This is a genomic window from Pedococcus sp. P5_B7, assembly GCF_054049895.1.
The window spans coordinates 147286-165002 of sequence record NZ_JBFULM010000002.1; the positions used below are offsets into that span (position 1 = coordinate 147286).

Genomic DNA, 17717 nt, shown 5'->3' on the forward strand with positions numbered 1-17717 from the left:
CCGGGCCAGGCAGGAACAGCTCGTGCCACAGCGCGTTGCCATCACCGGTGCCTCCGGACTGATCGGCGGCGCGCTGTCGGCGTTCCTGCGCGACCGCGGTGACGAGGTCGTCCGGCTGGTCCGGCGGACCCCCACCGCCCCGGACGAGGTGCAGTGGGACCCGGCGGCTCGCCGGCTCGACCCGGCTGACCTCGAAGGGGTCACCGCCGTGGTCCACCTGGCCGGAGCGGGGGTCGGCGACCAGCGCTGGACGCCCTCCTACCAGCAGGAGATCCTCGCCTCCCGCGTCGACGGCACCGCGACCGTGGCGACCGCCCTGGCGACGCTCGCCGCCGGGGGCCAGTCGGTGCGGCTGGTCAGCGGCGCCGCCGTCGGCGTCTACGGCGACCGGGGCGACGAGGTGCTCACGGAGGAGTCGGCTCCGGGCACCGGGTTCCTGAGCGAGGTGGTGCGGGCCTGGGAGGCCGCGGCAGCCCCGGCTCGCGAGGCGGGGCTGTCCGTCGCACACCCGCGCACCGGCCTCGTGTTCGCCCCCGACGGTGGTGCGATGGCGCGCATGCTCCCCCTGGCCAAGCTCGGGATCAACGGCCCACTCGGCAGCGGTCGCCAGTGGTGGCCGTGGATCTCGTTGCGCGACACCGTCGCCGGGCTCGCCCACCTCGTCGACCACCCCGAGCTCGCGGGACCGGTCAACCTCGTGGGCCCGCACCCCGACCACCAGGTCGACATCGCCCGCGAGCTGGGCAGGCAGGTCCACCGCCCAGCGCTCCTGCCTGCTCCGGCCTTCGGCATCAAGCTGGTGCTGGGTGGGTTCTCTGACGAGGTGCTGACCAGCAAGCGCGCCCTCCCGACGCGGCTGCTCGAGTCGGGTTTCGTCCACCAGGACCAGACCGTCGAGTCCGCGCTGCGCTGGGTGCTCGCGCAGCCGTCCTAGCCGTCGGCCTCCGACACCTCCTCCACCTGCCAGCGCCGGCCGGACCAGACCAGCACGAACCGCATCGGGGTGCCCGGCACCGCCGCCCGGGTCCGCACCTCCCCGGTCGCCTCCACGACCTGGTATGCCGCCGTGCCCACGACCGCGTCGAGCGTCGCGACGGTCGCCTCGTGGGTGATCGTGCGGGCGCTCGTCACCTCGAAGCCCACCCCCTGCCATGACGTGCCGGAGGCACGGAGGTCGGCGAGGAGCGCGGTGTCCTGCGCCAACGCCCCGGACCCCGGCGCGTCGAGCTGCGCCAGGATGGTGGTCGACCGGCTGTTCATCGCGTCCGCACGCAACGCAGCCAGGGCCACCATCAACGCGAGCGGGTCGCGTGCCGGTGCCGTGCGATCGGCCACCGGATCCATGGCCGCCGGAGCCGTGGCCGCCGTGGCCGCGGCCGCCGGAGCCGGCGCGGTGGCGGCCGTCGCAGCGGGTCTCGTTGCAGTGGTCCGCGCCGGTTTGCTCGTCGGGGTCGCCGCCGAGGTGACCGTGGCCTGGCTCGTCGGTGCACCCGTCCCCGTGGCGGGCGGGTCCGAGCGGTCGTGGCCGAGCCAGGCGGGCCGGCCCAGGACACCGGCGGCGACGAGCCCCCCGACGCCCAGCACCACCACCAGCGCGGCGAGCGTGGCCATGGCCCTCACCCGACCCCGAAGGAGCCGCGACGCCACCTCTCGTCGCCTCCGCGCCACGGGCTCGGCGGCGGTCACCGTCGGGCGCCGTAGCCGCTGCGTGAGCAACGAGGACTCGTCCTTCCCGACGACGAGCCGCAGCGGCTCGCAGGGCGCGGAGTCGTAGTAGGCCAGCGCCAGCTCAGCAGCAGTCGGCCGCAGGGCCGGGTCACCGAGCAACGCCTGCGTGGTCACCTCGGACCACGCCGTCGGCAAGCCGGGCGCGACCTCGGCCAAAGCAGGGCGCAGCGCCCCTGGTGCCGGGGCGCTGCCGGTGACGCACCACCAGGCCAGTGCGCCCACGGCATACACGTCTGTGGCAGTGGTGCGGACACCTTCCTCGAACACTTCAGGAGCAACGAAACCCTCTGTGCCCCATAGATATCCAGGATGATGTCCGGGCACCTCACCCGCCAGTCGCGCGACCCCGAGGTCGGTGAGGAAGGGTCGCCCGGACAGCTCGAGGACGACGTTGGCCGGAGTCACGTCGCCGTGCACCACCCCGAGCGCGTGGAGCCCGGCCAGGGTCCGCGCCACCGGGGCCAGCACCGTGACCGACTCCCCGACGCTCAGGTGGCCGCGCGCACGCACGGCACGTTCGAGGGAGCCTCCGCCGAGGTGGTCGAGCACGAGCGCCACCGCAGGGGGCTCCGCGTCCAGCCCCACGGCCTCGTGGAACCCCACCAGCCCCTCGACCTCTACGCGGCCCAGCACAGCGAGCTCGCGGGCGAGAGAGTGCGCCTCCTCCGGCTGCGCCACCGGCACGAGCTTGACGGCGACCCGGCGCCCGTCGGTGAGCCGAGTGCCCGCCCAGACCGTGCCCAGGCCACCTCGCCCGATCAGCTCCCCCAGCGCGTAGCCGGGCACCGTGGGCACCATGGGCACCGTGGGCGCGTCCGGCCCGTCCGCGTTCGCGTCCGGGGCGAGGGGGTCCAGGCTCACCGCGCCAGTCTGCCCAGCAGCGACGGACCGCCCTGCGCGTTGTCCACAGGGTCCCTCCTAGAGTCGGGTCATGCCTGCAGACCAGCCCACGATCCTGGCCACCTCCGGCGGCTACCGCCGCGCCCAGCGCACGTCGTTCGAGTTCAACTCGCTCGTGCACCACGCCGTGGAGCTCTCCGGGGCGACGGGGCGCCCGCGGGTGACCCACCTGCCCACGGCCAGCGGTGACCAGCGCTGGCTCGGCGACGACATGGTCGAGGCGGCCCGGGTGGCCGGCTTCGACTTCACCAACCTCTACCTCTTCCCCATGCCCAACCTCGCCGACATCGAGGGTCATCTCCTCGAGCAGGACGTCGTGTGGGTGAACGGCGGCTCGGTCGCCAACCTGCTCGCGGTCTGGAAGGTGCACGAGCTCGAGGGCGTCTTCCGCCGGGTCTGGGAGGCAGGCGTGGTGCTCGCCGGCGTCTCGGCCGGGTCGATCTGTTGGTATGCCGGCGGCACGACCGACTCGTTCGGCCCCGAGCTGCGCGCGGTGACCAACGGCTTGGGCTTCCTGCCCTACGGCAACGGCGTGCACTACGACTCCGAGGCGCGACGACGCCCCTTGGTGCACCAGCTGGTGGCGGACGGCGCGCTCCCGACCACTCACTGCACCGACGACGGGGTGGGTCTCGTCTACCGCGGGACCGAGCTCGTCGAGGCGGTCAGCGAGCAGGACGGCAAGGGGGCGTTCATCGTCTCGCGCGAGGGCGACCAGGCCGTCGAGGAGCGGATCGAACCGCGCCGCCTCCGAACCCCCTGAGCGCTCGGCGTACGCTGGCTCCCATGCGCTTCGAACACGTGGGATTCGCCCCCGAGCTCGTCGACTACGAGGCGGCGTGGGCGCACCAGCGTGAGGTGCACGCGGCCGTGGTCGAGGGCGCGGAAGACACCGTCCTGCTGCTCGAGCACGCCGCGGTCTACACCGCCGGCAAGCGTACCGAGCCCCACCAGCGTCCCTTCGACGGCACACCCGTCATCGACGTGGACCGGGGCGGCCTCATCACGTGGCACGGGCCCGGGCAGCTCGTGGGCTACCCGATCGTCCGCCTGCACGGCGTGCCGATCGACGTGGTGGCCCACGTGCGTCGCCTCGAGGAGGTGATGATCCGCACCTGTCGCGAGTTCGACGTGGAGGTGACCCGGGTCGACGGCCGCAGCGGGGTGTGGGTGCTCGCGGACGACCGTGGTCCCGACCGCAAGCTCGGCGCCATCGGGGTGCGGGTCAGCCGCCAGGTCACCATGCACGGGTTCGCGCTCAACTGCGACGCCGACCTGTCGTGGGCCGACAACATCATCGCGTGCGGGATCGACGACGCCGGGGTCAGCTCGATCACCCGCGAGGCCGGCCGGGTGGTCACCGTCCAGGACGTGCTCCCGTATGCCGAGAAGCACCTGGGCGACGTCCTCGCCTCCGGTGCCTGACCAGCCCGCGGACGCCGGAGCCGTCGAGAGCCGGGCCGCGTCCGGGTCCCCGGCCGAGGCCGCCGACACCGCCCCGCGCGCCTCGCTCACCCGACGCCTCGTCCAGCTCGTGGTGTCCTGTGTGGTCCTTGGTGTCGGCGTGGCCGTCCTCCTCGACGCCGCCCTGGGCTCCGACGGCTACTCCACGCTCATCTCGGGTCTCACCTCGACCTCGGGGCTGCCCTTCGTGGTCGTCAACCTCGGGGTCGGGATCCTGCTCATCGCGCTGGCCTGGAGCCGAGGCACCCGGCCGGGAGTCGGCACCATCGTGCAGACGGTCGTCGTGGGTGGCACGGTGAGCGCCGTCTCGCCGCTGCTGCCCGCTCCCGACTCCCTGGGGCCGAGGTTCCTCGAGCTCGCCGTCGCGTTCGTCCTGCTGGCGCTGGGGGTGGCCGGCTACCTCGCCTCGCACACCGGGGCCGGCCCGGCCGAGGGCGCCGCGATCTCGTTCGACCCCCCGCTGCCGTTCAAGTGGAGCTACACGGTGCTGCAGGCCGTGAGTGCGCTGGGCGGCTGGGCCCTCGGCGCCGCCGTCGGCCCCGGGACCCTCATCGTGTCGCTCTTCGTGGGCCCCACTGTCGACCTGCTCACCCGGGTCCTGTTCCACAGTCGCAAGGTCTCGGCCTGAGGGCGCGGAATACCGTCGCGCCGGCAGGCGTAGTCTTGATGGACGCCCGGTGACCTCCGGGCGCACTCGCGCTCCGCGGCATACCGGCTGCCGGCGGCGCACCGAACGGAAGGCAAGGGAGTCTTCGTGACCATCGCACCCGAGGGCCGTCGACTGCTGCGCGTCGAGGCGCGCAACGCCGAGACGCCGATCGAGCGCAAGCCCGAGTGGATCCGGACGACCGCGAAGATGGGTCCGGAGTACACCAAGCTCCACTCGATGGTGAAGACCGAGGGGCTGCACACGGTGTGCCAGGAGGCCGGCTGCCCCAACATCTTCGAGTGCTGGGAGGACCGTGAGGCCACCTTCCTCATCGGCGGTGACGTCTGCACCCGACGCTGCGACTTCTGTGACATCGCCACCGGTCGCCCCGAGGCACTCGACCGTGACGAGCCGCGCCGGGTCGCCGAGTCGGTCGCCCAGATGGGCCTGCGCTACTCCACCGTGACCGGTGTCGCCCGCGACGACCAGCCCGACGGTGCCGCCTGGCTCTACGCCGAGACGATCCGCCAGATCCATGCCACGAACCCCCACACCGGCGTCGAGATCCTGCCGCCCGACTTCGGCGCCAAGCCCGAGCTCGTGGGCCAGGTCTTCGACGCGCGGCCCGAGGTCTTCGCGCACAACCTCGAGACCGTGCCCCGCATCTTCAAGCAGATCCGGCCGGCCTTCACCTACGACAAGTCGCTCCAGGTCCTGTCGATGGCGCGCGAGGCCGAGCTCGTCACCAAGTCCAACCTCATCCTGGGCATGGGCGAGGAGGACCACGAGGTGGAGCAGGCGATCCGCGACCTGCACGACGCCGGCTGCGACATCCTCACCATCACGCAGTACCTCCGACCGTCCAAGCTGCACCACCCGATCGACCGGTGGGTCAAGCCCGAGGAGTTCGTGCACTGGAGCGACGTCGCCCAGGAGATGGGCTTCAAGGGCGTCATGGCCGGACCCCTGGTGCGGTCGTCCTACCGCGCTGGACGCCTGTGGGCGACCGCCATGCGCAAGTGGGGTCGCGACATCCCGGAGCACCTCCAGCACCTCGCCGAGGCCGCCGGTGACCCCGCCCGCCAGGAGGCGTCGTCCCTCCTCGCCGCACGCCAGCCGGGCGTGTTGGGCGCCCCCGCCTGACACCCGTATCCTGACCCTCATGGCCCGCAAGGAAACGCAGCAGTCAGACACGCCCAAGAAGCCGGGCCGGTTCGCCCAGATCCGTCAGGTCTTCACGGCCTCGCGCAAGGCCGACCCCACGATCCCGTGGTGGATGCTGCTGGCGTTCCTCGCCGTGATCGCCGTCGGCGTGGGCATCGGTGCCCTGCTGGGCCACTGGGTCTACGCCCTGGTCCTCTCGGTGCCGATGGGCCTGCTCGCCGCCACACTCGTGTTGTCCCGGATGGCGGAGCGGGCGGCCTACCGGTCGCTCGAGGGCCAGCCGGGAGCAGCCGGTGCGGCTCTCGGTGCCTTGCGTCGCGGCTGGTTCTACGACCAGCAGCCGGTGGCCGTCGACGGCGCCCGCGGCACCCGCCCCGAGGACGTCGCCGGGGCTGCCTTCGTGTACCGCGCGCTGGGACGTCCCGGCATCGTGCTCATCGGCGAGGGCCCTGACGCCCGCCGCACCAAGCTGCTCACCCAGGAGCGCAAGAAGGTCGAGCGGGTCGCCCCGGGCGTGCCCGTGATCTCGGTGGTCGTCGGCGACGGCGCCGACCAGGTGCCGATCCGCAAGCTGGGCAGCAAGATCACCCGCATGAAGCCGGTCCTCACCAAGGAGGAGGTGTCGGCCGTCAACAAGCGCCTCAAGTCGCTGGGTGGCCTGCGCCCGCCGATCCCGGCCGGCATGGACCCGAACAAGGCCCGCGTCGACCGCAAGGCGATGCGCGGCCGCTGACCCGGCGCCTCAGCCGGAGGCGCGCTCGACCAGTGACGTCTCGAGGACCAGCTGCTCGGGGGCGGACACTCCCCCGGCGCTGATCTGCGCGAGCAGCATCGTCGCCATCTCGCGGCCGAGCTGTTCCATCGGCTGGTGCACCGTCGTCAGGGGTGGGTTCGCGACCGCTGCCAGCGGTCCGTCGTCGAACCCGACCAGCGCCACGTCCCCCGGCACGCTGCGACCTGCCTCGCGCAACACCCGCAGGGCGCCCAGCGCCATCAGGTCGCTCGCTGCGAACACCGCGTCGATGTCGGGACGCCGCTCCAGCAGCGCGGTCATCGCTGAGGCCCCACTCACCTCGCTGAAGTCGCCGACCTCGACCAACGTCTCGTCGACCTCCCGACCCGCGGCGGTCAGCGCCTGGCGGTAGCCGTCGAGGCGGTCGCGACCGGCGATCATGTCCTGGGGTCCGGCGATGAGCGCGACCACGCCGCGACCGCTCGACACCAGGTGCGTCACCGCGCCACGCGCGCCTCCGGTGTTGTCGACGTCGACGTAGCTCATCTCCCCGACCTGTCCGGGGCGGCCACAGAAGACGACGGGCAGCCCGCGGCCCTGGATCCGGCTCGGGAGCGTGTCGGCGTCGTGGGCCGAGAGCATCAGCACCCCGTCGACGTGCTGGGGCGTGAGGTAGGTGTCGAGGCGGTCGACCTGTTCGCGGGTCTGCACGAGGGCGAGCACGAGCTGTCGAGACGCCTCCCCCACCACGGTGGTGATGCCGCGCACGACCCCGGCGAAGAACGGCTCCCCGAAGATCCGCTCCTCGGGCTCGCTGATCACCAGGGCGATGGCCCCGGTCCGGCGGGTCACGAGGGCACGGGCCGCCATGTTGGGCACGTAGCCGAGCTCGTCGACGGCCCGCAGCACCCTGACGCGGGTGCGCTCGGAGACCTGCGGCGACCCGTTGACCACGCGCGACACCGTGCCGCGTCCCACGCCTGCGCGGGCCGCCACCTCCTCGAGGGTCGGCTGGCCGCCGGTGCCGCTGCTCACGAGCTGTGCCTCATGGGGTCAGTATTGCGTGCGGTCACCGGCGAGGAACGCGGCATACCAGCGTCCGCTGTCCTTGACCGTCCGCTGCTGGGTCTCGAAGTCCACGTGCACGATGCCGAACCGCTTGGCATAGCCCTCGGCCCACTCGAAGTTGTCCATCAGTGACCACGCGAAGTAGCCGGTCAGCGGGACCCCGGCAGCCACGGCTCGCGACGCCGCCTCCAGGTGGGTCGCGAGGAAGTCGATCCGGCGCGGGTCGTGGATGGTACCGTCCTGGCCCACCTCGTCGTCGAAGGCTGCGCCGTTCTCGGTCATCACCAGCGGGAGGTCGCCGTAGTCCCTGCTCACGCGAGTCAGGATGTCGTACAGGCCGTCGGCGTCCACCTCCCAGCCCATCGCGGTGGTCGGCAGGCCGCGGTCGGTGAAGTCGACGACCCCCGACCCGGGGAACGCTCCGGGCGCCACCACGTGGCGGGTGTAGTAGTTCACGCCCAGGAAGTCGAGCGGGGCACTGATCGTCTCGAGGTCGCCGTCGGCGACGAACGCGAGGTCGCTGACGTGCGCCACGTCCTCGACGACGTCCTTGGGGTAGGCGCCGCGCAGCACCGGGTCGAGGAACCACCGGTTCGACAGGCCGTCGATGCGGCGCACCGCGTCGTCCACGCCGTGCCTGTCGTGGGCACCGGCGACCGGGTACAGGTTGAGGGTGATCCCGACCTGCGCGTCCGTGACCCGTTCGCGGATCGCCTGCACCGCCAGCCCGTGCCCGAGCATGAGGTGGTGCGACGCGGCCAGCGCATCGGCACCGTCCGCCCGACCGGGGGCGTGCCTCCCGCTGCCGTAGCCGAGGAAGGCCGAGCACCACGGCTCGTTGAGCGTGATGAAGTGCTTGACCCGGTCGCCGAGGGCGTCGGCGACGTGCGCGGCATACTCCGCGAAGCGGTATGCCGTGTCGCGGGCCGGCCAGCCGCCCAGGTCTTCGAGGGGTTGCGGCAGGTCCCAGTGGTAGAGCGTCGCCCACGGCGTGATGCCGCGCTCGAGCAGGCTGTCGACGAGGCGGCTGTAGAAGTCGACCCCGGCCTGGTTGACCGGGCCCGAGCCAGTCGGCTGCACGCGTGGCCAGGCGATCGAGAAGCGGTAGGCGTCGACGCCCAGGCTCGCCATCAGGTCGGCGTCCTGCGGGTAGCGGTGGTAGTGCTCGACCGCCACGTCGCCGCTGTCACCGTCGACCACGCGACCCGGCGTGGCCGAGAAGGTGTCCCAGATCGAGGGTCCCCGGCCGTCCTCGGACGTGGCGCCCTCGATCTGGTAGCTCGAGGTGGCCACGCCCCAGGCGAAGTCGTCGGGGAAGTCGCTGCGCGACACGTGGAAGTCGCTGCGAGACAGGTGGTTCCGGATCGGCATGGTCATCCCTTGACTCCGCCCTGCATGATGCCGCCGATGATCTGGCGGCCGAACACGATGAACACGATGACGAGCGGCAGGGTGCCGAGCAGGGTCCCTGCCATGACCAGCGCCTGGTCGGTGTAGTAGCCGCCTGAGAGCCTGGACAGCGCGACCTGCACCGTCGGGTGCTCGGCGTCGAGCGTCAGGTAGGGCCACAGGAAGTCGTTCCAGCGCTCCATGAACGTGAGCAGCCCGAGCACCGCTGCGGCCGGCCGCAGGATCGGGAAGACCACCGAGAAGAAGATCCGGAAGGTTGACGCCCCGTCGACCCTGGCTGCCTCGATGAGCTCGTTGGGGATCGCCTGCGCGGCGTACTGCCGCATCATGAACACCCCGAACCCGCTCACGAGGAAGGGCAGCAGCGCCGACGGCAGGGTGCCCGCCAGGCCCAGCTTGCCCATCAGCATGTAGAGCGGCACGAGACCCAGCTGGACCGGGACCATCATGGTGCCGATCACGAGGAGCAGCAACGCACTTCGCCCTCGGAAGCGGAGCTTCGCGAATGCGAACCCGGCCAGCGCGGAGAACACCACGACCGAGAGGGTCGCGACACCGGCGACCAGCACCGAGTTCACCATCGCCTGCCCGAACATGACGTCCTGGTTGGCGAAGACGCGCGAGATGTTGCTGCCCAGCCGGTCGCCCGGGGTGAGCGGTGGCGGCACCGAGGTGATGTCGCTGTTGGGCCGCGAGGCCATGACGACCATGTAGTAGAGCGGCCCGGCGGAGAGCAGGACGGAGACCGCCAGGCAGAGGTAGACGAGCTTGCTCGCGGGAGTGGCGCCGGTGCTCTGGGCGGCCAGCCTGGCCAGTGACCGACGACGGCGGGAGCTGGGTGCCTCGACGACCGGGACGGCGACCTGGGGCACGGCGGCGGGGAGCTGGATCTGGGTCATCGTCGCCTCACTCCGCCGACCGGATGCGTCGCAGCAGCAGGACGTTGATGGCCGAGAAGACCGCGATGAACAGGAACAGCACCCACGCGATCGTGGCCGCGTAGCCGAACCGCTGACCGGTGAAGGCCTGCTGGATGAGGTACATCGCGGCCGTCTGGAACTGGCCCGTCGTGCCGCCACCGATGGAGTTCGCACCGGGGTTGAACAGCAAGGGCTCGGTGAACAGCTGGGTGCCGCCGATCGTGGCGACGACCGACACGAAGATGAGCGTGGGGCGCAGCATCGGCACCGTGATCGACCAGAAGGTGCGCCAGCCGTTGGCCCCGTCGATGCGCGCTGCCTCGTAGATCTCGGTCGGCACCGACTGCAGCGCGGCCAACAGGATCAGCGCGTTGTAGCCGGTCCAGCGCCAGTCGACCATGGTCGAGATCGCGAGCCAGGACGACCAGCGGTGGTCCTGCCACGCGATCGGGTCGACGCCCACGTGGCCGAGGATCCAGTTGAACAGCCCGAAGTCCCGGCTGAACATCATCGTGAAGATGATCCCGACCGCGGCGACCGAGGTGACGTTCGGGAGCAGGATCCCCATCCGCCACCAGGTCGCCCCCCGCAGCCGCGAGTTGAGCATCTGGGCCAGCACCATCGCGAGGACCAGCTGCGGGATGGTCGCGACCACGAACATCCCCAAGGTGTTGAGCATCGCGTTCCAGAAGTCCTTGTCCTGCATCAGCTCGCTGTAGTTGCCGAGGCCGAGCCAGCCCTGGTCACCCGCGAGCAGGCTCCAGTCGTGGGTCGAGACCCAGGCCGTGTAGACCAGCGGGAACAGGCCGAAGACCGCGAACAGGATGAAGAACGGCGAGACCATCGCGTAGGGCGACAGGCGGGTGTCGGCTCGCCGGAGCCGGTGCCGCCAGCCGGTCGTCGGCGGTGTGGCGCCGGCGACCTTCGCGGGCGTGGTGGTGGTCACGGCTCTCCCTCGGGTGGGTGCTGTCGTGCTGGGTGGTCGTGCTCGGGTCCTGCTGGGTGGTGGTGCTGGGGTGGTCGTGCTGGGGTCCTGCTGGTGGTGGCGGTCGGGTGCCGGCACACTCGCGGGCCTCGACGGCGCGCAGGGTGTTCTCCACGGCGTCGCGGACCGGCTGGTTCTTGGCGCCGAGGTAGACCGGCTTCAAGTTGGCCGCGCCGGCGACGAACAGCTCACCGACAGGGGCGTTGTTGAAGTAGTCGTTCTTGGCGTCCTTGAGGGCCGCTTCGGTGTAGAGCTTGGGGTTGGACGGCAGGTTTCCGGCCGCCTTGAACGCCGCGAGCTGGCTGTCACCCGTCGTGAGGAACTTGGCGAGCTCGACCGCCTCCTTCTGGTGCTTGCTCTGCGTCGGCACACCGAGCCAGGAGCCGCCCCAGTTGCCACCACCACCGGGGATGGTGGTGATGTCCCACTTCCCGGAGTTCGCGGCACCGGCCTGGTCCTTGATGTAGCCGGTCATCCACGCGGGGCAGGCCAGCGTGGCGAACGAGCCGTTCTTGAACCCGGCGTTCCATTCCGGCGAGAAGGCCTTGAGCTTGGCGGAGAGGCCGGTGTCGACCATCTTCAGCGACTCGTCCCAGGCCGACTTCACCGCGGGGTTGCTGTCGATGACCAGGCTGTCGCTGCGGTCGAAGTAGGTGTGGTCACCCGACTGCATGAGGATCGAGTTGTAGGTGTTGGTGGCGCTGTCGACGAAGTGCGACTTCGCGTCCTTGATGCCGGCCTGGTACTTCTGGCCGGTGGCGATGTACTCGTCCCAGGTGGGCCACAGCTTGCCGACCTCGACGCGGTCGGTGGGCAGGCCGGCCTTCTCGAACAGGTCCTTGCGATAGCACATCGCCAGGCCGCCCACGTCGGTGCCGAGGCCGATGGTCGTCTTGCCGTCCGCCGTCGTGGCGTTGGAGTACTTCCACGGGAGCCAGTTGTCCTTGAGCTCGTTGCTGCCGTACTGCTGCAGGTTCACGAACTTGTCGGCGCTCTGCAGGAAGTTGACGACCTGGCCCTCCTCGATCGCCACGACGTCGCCGGCACCCGAGCCGGCCGCGATCCGCTGGATGAGCTGGGTGTTGTACTTGCCGAGGTCGCCCTCGGCGGTCTCCACGACGGTGACGTTCGGGTGGGCCTTCATGTACTTCGTGTAGAGGTCGGTGTAGCCGAACTTGCCGAACGTGCTCACCCGCAGCGTGACCTTCTCGCCGGGTGAGGTGGAGCCGCCGTTGTCGCCACCGCAGGCGGCGGTGAGGGCGGCCGTAGCGATCATTGCGGCTGCGGGAACCAGCCAGCGAGAGCGTGAGTGCACCGTTGCACCTTTCGTCGGGCTCCCTCATGGGAGCGCTCCCGAACAGCGTGGGACCAGGTCCGCCGCCGGGTCAAGAGTTCCGTGGGAGCGTTCTCATTTCGTGATCATTCCGTGACCTTCGGCGTCGTGGCCGGCTCCGACATCGCCGCGACCGTTGCCGCGAACCGCGTCACCGAGCCCGGCGCCATCCGCAGGAAGAGGTCGGGTTCGATGAGCTCGAGCTCCATCAGGGTCGGTTGCCCGTCGACGTCGATGAGGTCGACCCGCGCATAGACCAGGGCATCCGGGGCGTGGCCCATCGCCCGCTGGGCCACGTCGAGCTCGGCCTCGGTCGGGGTGTGGACCTCCTCCGAACCGCCGTGCAGGGCCTGCACGCGATAGTCGCCGGGCTTGGGCACCTTGCGCACCGCGTGCGACAGCTCGCCGCCGAAGAAGAACAGCGACACCTCCCCCGCCTCCACGCCCGCGGCGTACGGCTGGACGATCGTGTCGCCCGCCGCGACGAGGGCGAGCAGGTGCGCGCCCGCCTCCGCCGACCCGGCCGGCGCCTTGAGTGCTCCCCTGGCCCCACCGTCGACCGCCGGCTTGATCACCACCTCGTCCCAGCCGGTCGCCACCATGCGGTCGACGGGGTCCGCCGCCCCCCGCGCGAGGGCCAGGGTGGGCAGGACGGGAATACCGGCCTCGCTGAGCTCCAGCAGGTAGCCCTTGTGGGAGTTCCAGCGAATCACACTGGGGCTGTTGATGATTCGCGACACCGAGTCAACGTGGTCCGCCCACTGGAGGTAGTCGTCGAGGCGGTCGAAGTAGTCCCAGGTCGAACGGATCACGACGAGGTCGAACGACCCCCAGTCGACGCCCCGGTCGTGCCACACGACCACGTCGGCGTCGTGACCGAGCAGGCGCAGCTCGTCGGCGATCGCCGGCGGCTCGGGGTCGACGTACGACGGATCGGACCAGGTGCAGAGGGCGATGCGGCTCACGGTGACCAGTGTGGCAGCGGGCGCGCGACGAGGGCTTGCGCGACGCGGCATACGCGATATAACGTGAGTCTCGACAACGCGATATAGCGTGACTCTGGGTCACGACAGCACAGCGAGAGGACACCCCATGAGCGAGGAATGGTCGATCGACACCCCCCGGGTGCTCGACATCGGCGGAGACGGCGAGAAGGTCGGGCGGCTCAGCGTCGCCGTCGTCGGTGGCCGCGTCGACGTGGTCACGCACACCGACTCCCCCACCGCCCGCGTCGAGATCGCCCAGATCGAGGGTATGCCGGTCAAGGTCACCTGGGACGGGTGGAAGCTCAAGATCACCCACGGGGTCGACTCGACCCGGATCCTGGACCGCGTGCGGCAGGCCTTCGACGGCCTCGAGCGCAACCGGGTGGCCCTGAGCATCTCGATCCCCGAGGACGCCGAGACCTCGGTGAGCACGGTCAGCGCCAGTGGGTTGCTGGCGGGCATGCGAGCCGGGGCCAGGGCCAACACCGTCTCGGGGTCGATCACCATCGACGACGTGGTCGGCGACGTCGACATCAACACGGTCAGCGGCGAGGTCGAGTGCGGCAACGTGCGCGGCCGCCTCAAGGTGCACTCCGTCTCGGGTGCGGTCACCGCCCAGCAGAGCGACGTGCCCGAGGTCAGCATCAGCACGGTGAGCGGCGACGTGGCGCTCGACCTGGTCAACGGCACCGCCAGCATCAAGTCGACCTCCGTCTCCGGAGACGTCACGGTCCGCGCCCCCCACGGCGGCTACGACGTGACGGCCAACACCGCCTCGGGGCAGGTCGTCATCGACGGGCACGCGATCCACAAGCACTCCTACACCGCAGGCAACCGGCTCACCGAGGGCGACGGCAGCCTGCGCGTGAAGGCCAACGCCGTCTCCGGGAACGTCGTCGTGCTCAAGGCCGCCGCAGCCGCCCAGCCGGGTGGGGCGTCCGCATGAGCCCCGTCTTCGCGCACGGCCAGCTCCGGCTCTACCTGCTGGCCCTGCTCAACGAGGGACCGCGCCACGGGTACGAGGTCATCCAGGACCTCGAGCACCGGTTCAACGGCCTCTACTCCCCCAGCGCCGGCACGGTGTATCCGAGGCTGGCCAAGCTGGAGGAGGAAGGGCTGGTCGAGCGGGCTGAGGAGGGCCGCAAGGCGATCTACCGGATCACCGAGGCCGGGCGCCAGGAAGTGCGTGACCGCCAGGACGAGCTGTCGAGCCTGGAGTCCGACCTCGACCTCTCGGTGCGTGAGCTCGCCGAGCAGGTGCGCTCGCGCGTCCGCGGACAGACCAAGGACCTGCGGGCCGAGCTCAAGGCTGCCGCGCAGGAGGCCCGCCGCACCGCGACGCCGGTCGGTGGCCAGGAGCCGTGGAACGGCTGGAAGGGCAGTGACCCCAGCGCGATCCGCGACCTCGAGCAGGCGGTTGCCGAGCTGCGCTCAGAGGCACGCACGGCGTGGAAGCGGCACGGGCTGACCAGTGAGCAGAGCCGCGAGATCATCGACATCCTCACCGAAGCGACCGGTCGGATCCGCGACGTCTTCACCCGCCGCTGACCAAGCCCCTCAGGTGCGGACGATGAGGGTGCCGGCGGCCTTGTCGTGCAGGCTGCGGCCGTCCTTGTCCCAGAACATCGCCGGGAGGAAGAGGCACAGCAGGACCGTGCGCACCAGCACCTGGAAGGGTCTGGCGCGCTGGCCGTCGAGCGACAGCACGCGCAGGCCGACGACCCGGTGGCCGAGCGTGTAGCCCGCCGTCCCCACGAGCAGCAGCTGCTCGAGCGCGAACAGGCCGAGCAGGATCAGGGTGTCGTTGCCGGAGGCCACGCCGGCGAACGGGAGCGGCACGTCGAACAACGCTGCCGCGATGAGCTGACAGGCGGTCCAGTCGATGAGGACGCCGACCAGGCGACGCCCGAACCGGGCGATCGAACCGCGACCGGTGCGCGGCATACCAAGTCGCTCTCCTGGGTATGCCGAGGAGGCACCTGAGCGCGAACCCGGGCCTTCGAGCCAGGACCCGAGGTCCTTGCGGTCCACCACGGCGCCAGCCTCTCACGTCGTAACACCCGTGAAACATTCGGGTCATGGGCGAGAAATCCCCACCCGTTAGGGTCGACGGCGACACCAGTTGAGCCATGGGCGGTTTCGCCCGCCCCACCACAGGAGGTTGGTTTGTTCAGCAATGCTGACGAGGTCCTGAAGTTCATCAAGGACGAGGACGTCATCTTCGTCGACGTGAGGTTCTGTGACCTGCCCGGCGTGATGCAGCACTTCAACGTGCCGGCCAAGAGCCTCGACGCGGAGTTCTTCAAGGAAGGCCAGATGTTCGACGGGTCGTCGATCCGTGGCTTCCAGGCGATCCACGAGTCCGACATGAAGCTGGTGCCGGACCCCACGAGCGCGTACCTCGACCCGTTCCGCAAGGAAAAGACGCTCATCCTCAACTTCTCCATCGTCGACCCGTTCACCGGCGAGGAGTACTCGCGCGACCCCCGCAACATCGCGGCCAAGGCCGAGGCGTACCTCAAGTCGACGGGCATCGCCGACACCGCGTACTTCGGTGCGGAGGCCGAGTTCTACGTCTTCGACGACGTGCGCTTCGAGACCAGGCAGAACGCCAGCTACTACTTCATCGACTCCATCGAGGCCGCGTGGAACACCGGTCGCGAGGAGGAAGGTGGCAACAAGGGCTACAAGACCCGCTACAAGGGTGGCTACTTCCCGGTGCCCCCGGTCGACCACTTCGCCGACATGCGCGACGAGATGACCCTGGCCCTAGAGGACGCGGGCCTCACGGTCGAGCGCGCCCACCACGAGGTCGGCACCGCCGGTCAGCAGGAGATCAACTACCGCTTCAACACGTTGAAGCAGGCCGCTGACGACGTGCTGAAGTTCAAGTACATCATCAAGAACGTGGCGTGGAAGGGCGACAAGACCGTCACCTTCATGCCGAAGCCGATCTTCGGTGACAACGGCTCGGGCATGCACTCGCACCAGTCGCTCTGGAAGGACGGCGAGCCGCTGTTCTACGACGAGCGCGGCTACGGCGGCCTGTCGGACATCGCCCGCTGGTACATCGGTGGACTGCTCAAGCACGCCCCGGCGCTGCTGGCGTTCACCAACCCGACGGTGAACTCCTACCACCGCCTCGTCCCCGGCTACGAGGCCCCGGTCAACCTGGTCTACTCGGCGCGTAACCGCTCGGCCTGCATCCGCATCCCGATCACCGGTGACAACCCGAAGGCCAAGCGCGTCGAGTTCCGCGTCCCGGACCCGTCGGCCAACCCGTACCTCGCGTTCTCGGCGATGCTGATGGCCGGCCTGGACGGCATCAAGAACCGCATCGAGCCCCCGGAGCCGGTGGACAAGGACCTCTACGAGCTGCCGCCGGAGGAGCACGACGCGATCGCGCAGGTCCCCGGTTCGCTCCCCGAGGTGCTCGACGCCCTCGAGGCCGACCACGAGTTCCTGCTCGAGGGTGACGTGTTCACCACGGACCTCATCGAGACCTGGATCGAGTGGAAGCGCAAGAACGAGGTCGACCCGATCCGCTTCCGCCCGCACCCGCACGAGTTCGAGATGTACTTCGATATCTGAGCGAGGAACGAGCCAGATATCGAACAGAAGGAACAGCGACATCTGAGCGAGGAACGAGCGAACGTCCACCGAGTCCGCCCGCGCTGCCGTCACCGGCAGCGCGGGCGGACTCGTCTGCGTTGGGCCACGCGTGCCCATACGTGTTGAGGGTCGTCATCGGCGAGGCGTGCTGCAGCCGCGCCTGGACGACCTTGACGTCCAGCCCTGCCGAGATGAGCAGCGAGGCAAAGTAGTGCCGCAGGGTCGTGCAAGCGGAAACCCTCGGGCAGGCCCTTCACGGTCCCCCGGACTTCGCGCATCGCGCGCTCGATCGTCCATGGCGTCGCAGCCCTCTGGATCTCTGATGTCACCAGCACATCAGCACCGGTGCGGGCCACCTCGGCCGACAACATCAGCGCCAGCTCGGACGCTATGGGAACTGGTGTCATAGACGTCTCCAACTCAACGGCCGGGCCGGGTACCGGATCGCTGGCGCCAGCGATGCCACGCATGAAGTCGACGTCGGATACCCCTTGGCGCCGCGGCCTCCGACACCCGGAGGCCCGCGAACGCGCCCAACAGGACCGCAGGGCGCGGGCCCTCCGGGAAAGCGTCGTAGACGCTCCAGACTTGATCCGTGGTGGCCACGTAGGGACGCTGCTCCCCGACTTCGGCGCTGTCTTCCTCGAGCACGGCGACCTCGGGATGATGCCGTCATTGACCCCAGGGGATCCAAGAATCCCTACGCCCACGGACCGCTGGACCCGCCTATCCGCCTGATCAATCCACCTCGATTTTTCCTCACGA

18 protein-coding genes are annotated in these 17717 nt (G+C 70.2%); 9 read left to right on the top strand and 9 right to left on the bottom strand.

From position 1 onward, the window contains the following. The first annotated feature begins 22 nt into the window (after positions 1-22). On the top strand, positions 23-934 hold the full coding sequence (locus tag ACXJKD_RS03525) for a TIGR01777 family oxidoreductase (RefSeq protein ID WP_457252976.1): 912 nt from the start codon (positions 23-25) through the stop codon (positions 932-934). Here ACXJKD_RS03525 and ACXJKD_RS03530 read toward each other — a convergent pair. Further along, positions 931-2589 (bottom strand): protein kinase domain-containing protein, encoded by a 1659-nt coding sequence (locus ACXJKD_RS03530; protein WP_457252977.1) that lies wholly within the window; start codon positions 2587-2589, stop codon positions 931-933. The genes ACXJKD_RS03525 and ACXJKD_RS03530 overlap by 4 nt on opposite strands. A gap of 70 nt (positions 2590-2659) precedes the next feature. Here ACXJKD_RS03530 and ACXJKD_RS03535 point away from each other — a divergent pair, with 70 nt between their 5' ends. The 5 genes from ACXJKD_RS03535 (at position 2660) to ACXJKD_RS03555 (ending at position 6638) form a co-directional block, all read left to right on the top strand. After that, positions 2660-3391 (top strand): Type 1 glutamine amidotransferase-like domain-containing protein, encoded by a 732-nt coding sequence (locus ACXJKD_RS03535; protein ID WP_457252978.1) that lies wholly within the window; start codon positions 2660-2662, stop codon positions 3389-3391. After that, on the top strand, positions 3388-4053 hold the full coding sequence (gene lipB / locus ACXJKD_RS03540) for a lipoyl(octanoyl) transferase LipB (protein WP_457254150.1): 666 nt from the start codon (positions 3388-3390) through the stop codon (positions 4051-4053). Before ACXJKD_RS03535 ends, lipB begins: the two co-directional genes overlap by 4 nt. Further along, positions 4046-4720, top strand: coding sequence for a hypothetical protein (locus tag ACXJKD_RS03545; RefSeq protein ID WP_457252979.1), 675 nt, complete (start codon positions 4046-4048; stop codon positions 4718-4720). The genes lipB and ACXJKD_RS03545 overlap by 8 nt, the downstream gene beginning before the upstream one ends. 126 nt (positions 4721-4846) lie before the next feature. After that, the gene (gene lipA / locus ACXJKD_RS03550) at positions 4847-5884 is read left to right on the top strand and encodes a lipoyl synthase (RefSeq protein WP_457252980.1); all 1038 of its coding nucleotides are present in this window, start codon (positions 4847-4849) and stop codon (positions 5882-5884) included. Between the two features lie 19 nt (positions 5885-5903). Beyond that, entirely contained in the window at positions 5904-6638 is a 735-nt protein-coding gene (locus tag ACXJKD_RS03555; RefSeq protein WP_457252981.1) for a DUF4191 domain-containing protein, read from the top strand. Positions 6639-6647: 9 nt separating this feature from the next. On the opposite strand, the gene ACXJKD_RS03560 is transcribed toward ACXJKD_RS03555, so the two are convergent. The 6 genes from ACXJKD_RS03560 to ACXJKD_RS03585 form a co-directional block, all read right to left on the bottom strand. Then, positions 6648-7673 carry a LacI family DNA-binding transcriptional regulator gene (locus ACXJKD_RS03560; RefSeq protein WP_457252982.1) on the bottom strand — a complete coding sequence of 342 codons (1026 nt, stop codon included), beginning with the start codon at positions 7671-7673 and terminating at the stop codon, positions 6648-6650. 18 nt (positions 7674-7691) lie between these two features. Beyond that, the gene (locus ACXJKD_RS03565; RefSeq protein ID WP_457252983.1) at positions 7692-9077 is read right to left on the bottom strand and encodes a GH1 family beta-glucosidase; all 1386 of its coding nucleotides are present in this window, start codon (positions 9075-9077) and stop codon (positions 7692-7694) included. Between the two features lie 2 nt (positions 9078-9079). Beyond that, the gene (locus ACXJKD_RS03570) at positions 9080-10015 is read right to left on the bottom strand and encodes a carbohydrate ABC transporter permease (RefSeq protein ID WP_457252984.1); all 936 of its coding nucleotides are present in this window, start codon (positions 10013-10015) and stop codon (positions 9080-9082) included. 7 nt (positions 10016-10022) lie between these two features. Further along, on the bottom strand, positions 10023-10880 hold the full coding sequence (locus ACXJKD_RS03575; RefSeq protein WP_457252985.1) for a carbohydrate ABC transporter permease: 858 nt from the start codon (positions 10878-10880) through the stop codon (positions 10023-10025). Continuing rightward, positions 10780-12336: an ABC transporter substrate-binding protein gene (locus ACXJKD_RS03580; protein WP_457252986.1), complete on the bottom strand. Its 1557-nt coding sequence runs from the start codon at positions 12334-12336 to the stop codon at positions 10780-10782. The genes ACXJKD_RS03575 and ACXJKD_RS03580 overlap by 101 nt, the downstream gene beginning before the upstream one ends. 104 nt (positions 12337-12440) lie before the next feature. Further along, the gene (locus ACXJKD_RS03585) at positions 12441-13319 is read right to left on the bottom strand and encodes an ATP-grasp domain-containing protein (protein WP_457252987.1); all 879 of its coding nucleotides are present in this window, start codon (positions 13317-13319) and stop codon (positions 12441-12443) included. Positions 13320-13446: 127 nt separating this feature from the next. Here ACXJKD_RS03585 and ACXJKD_RS03590 point away from each other — a divergent pair, with 127 nt between their 5' ends. Both ACXJKD_RS03590 and ACXJKD_RS03595 read left to right on the top strand, forming a co-directional pair. Further along, the gene (locus ACXJKD_RS03590; RefSeq protein WP_457252988.1) at positions 13447-14286 is read left to right on the top strand and encodes a DUF4097 family beta strand repeat-containing protein; all 840 of its coding nucleotides are present in this window, start codon (positions 13447-13449) and stop codon (positions 14284-14286) included. Then, positions 14283-14888, top strand: a complete 606-nt coding sequence (locus tag ACXJKD_RS03595) for a PadR family transcriptional regulator (RefSeq protein WP_457252990.1) — start codon at positions 14283-14285, stop codon at positions 14886-14888. The genes ACXJKD_RS03590 and ACXJKD_RS03595 overlap by 4 nt, the downstream gene beginning before the upstream one ends. Positions 14889-14897: 9 nt before the next feature. Here the strand turns inward: ACXJKD_RS03595 and ACXJKD_RS03600 are convergent, their stop codons facing one another. Beyond that, positions 14898-15374 carry an RDD family protein gene (locus ACXJKD_RS03600; RefSeq protein WP_457252991.1) on the bottom strand — a complete coding sequence of 159 codons (477 nt, stop codon included), beginning with the start codon at positions 15372-15374 and terminating at the stop codon, positions 14898-14900. A 132-nt stretch (positions 15375-15506) separates the two neighbouring features. Between ACXJKD_RS03600 and glnA the strand changes: the two genes are divergently transcribed. Continuing rightward, positions 15507-16931, top strand: a complete 1425-nt coding sequence (glnA, locus tag ACXJKD_RS03605; protein ID WP_457252992.1) for a type I glutamate--ammonia ligase — start codon at positions 15507-15509, stop codon at positions 16929-16931. On the opposite strand, the gene ACXJKD_RS03610 is transcribed toward glnA, so the two are convergent. Further along, positions 16834-17172 carry a tyrosine-type recombinase/integrase gene (locus ACXJKD_RS03610; RefSeq protein WP_457254152.1) on the bottom strand — a complete coding sequence of 113 codons (339 nt, stop codon included), beginning with the start codon at positions 17170-17172 and terminating at the stop codon, positions 16834-16836. The two genes, glnA and ACXJKD_RS03610, sit on opposite strands and share 98 nt — an antisense overlap. Positions 17173-17717: the final 545 nt, after the last annotated feature.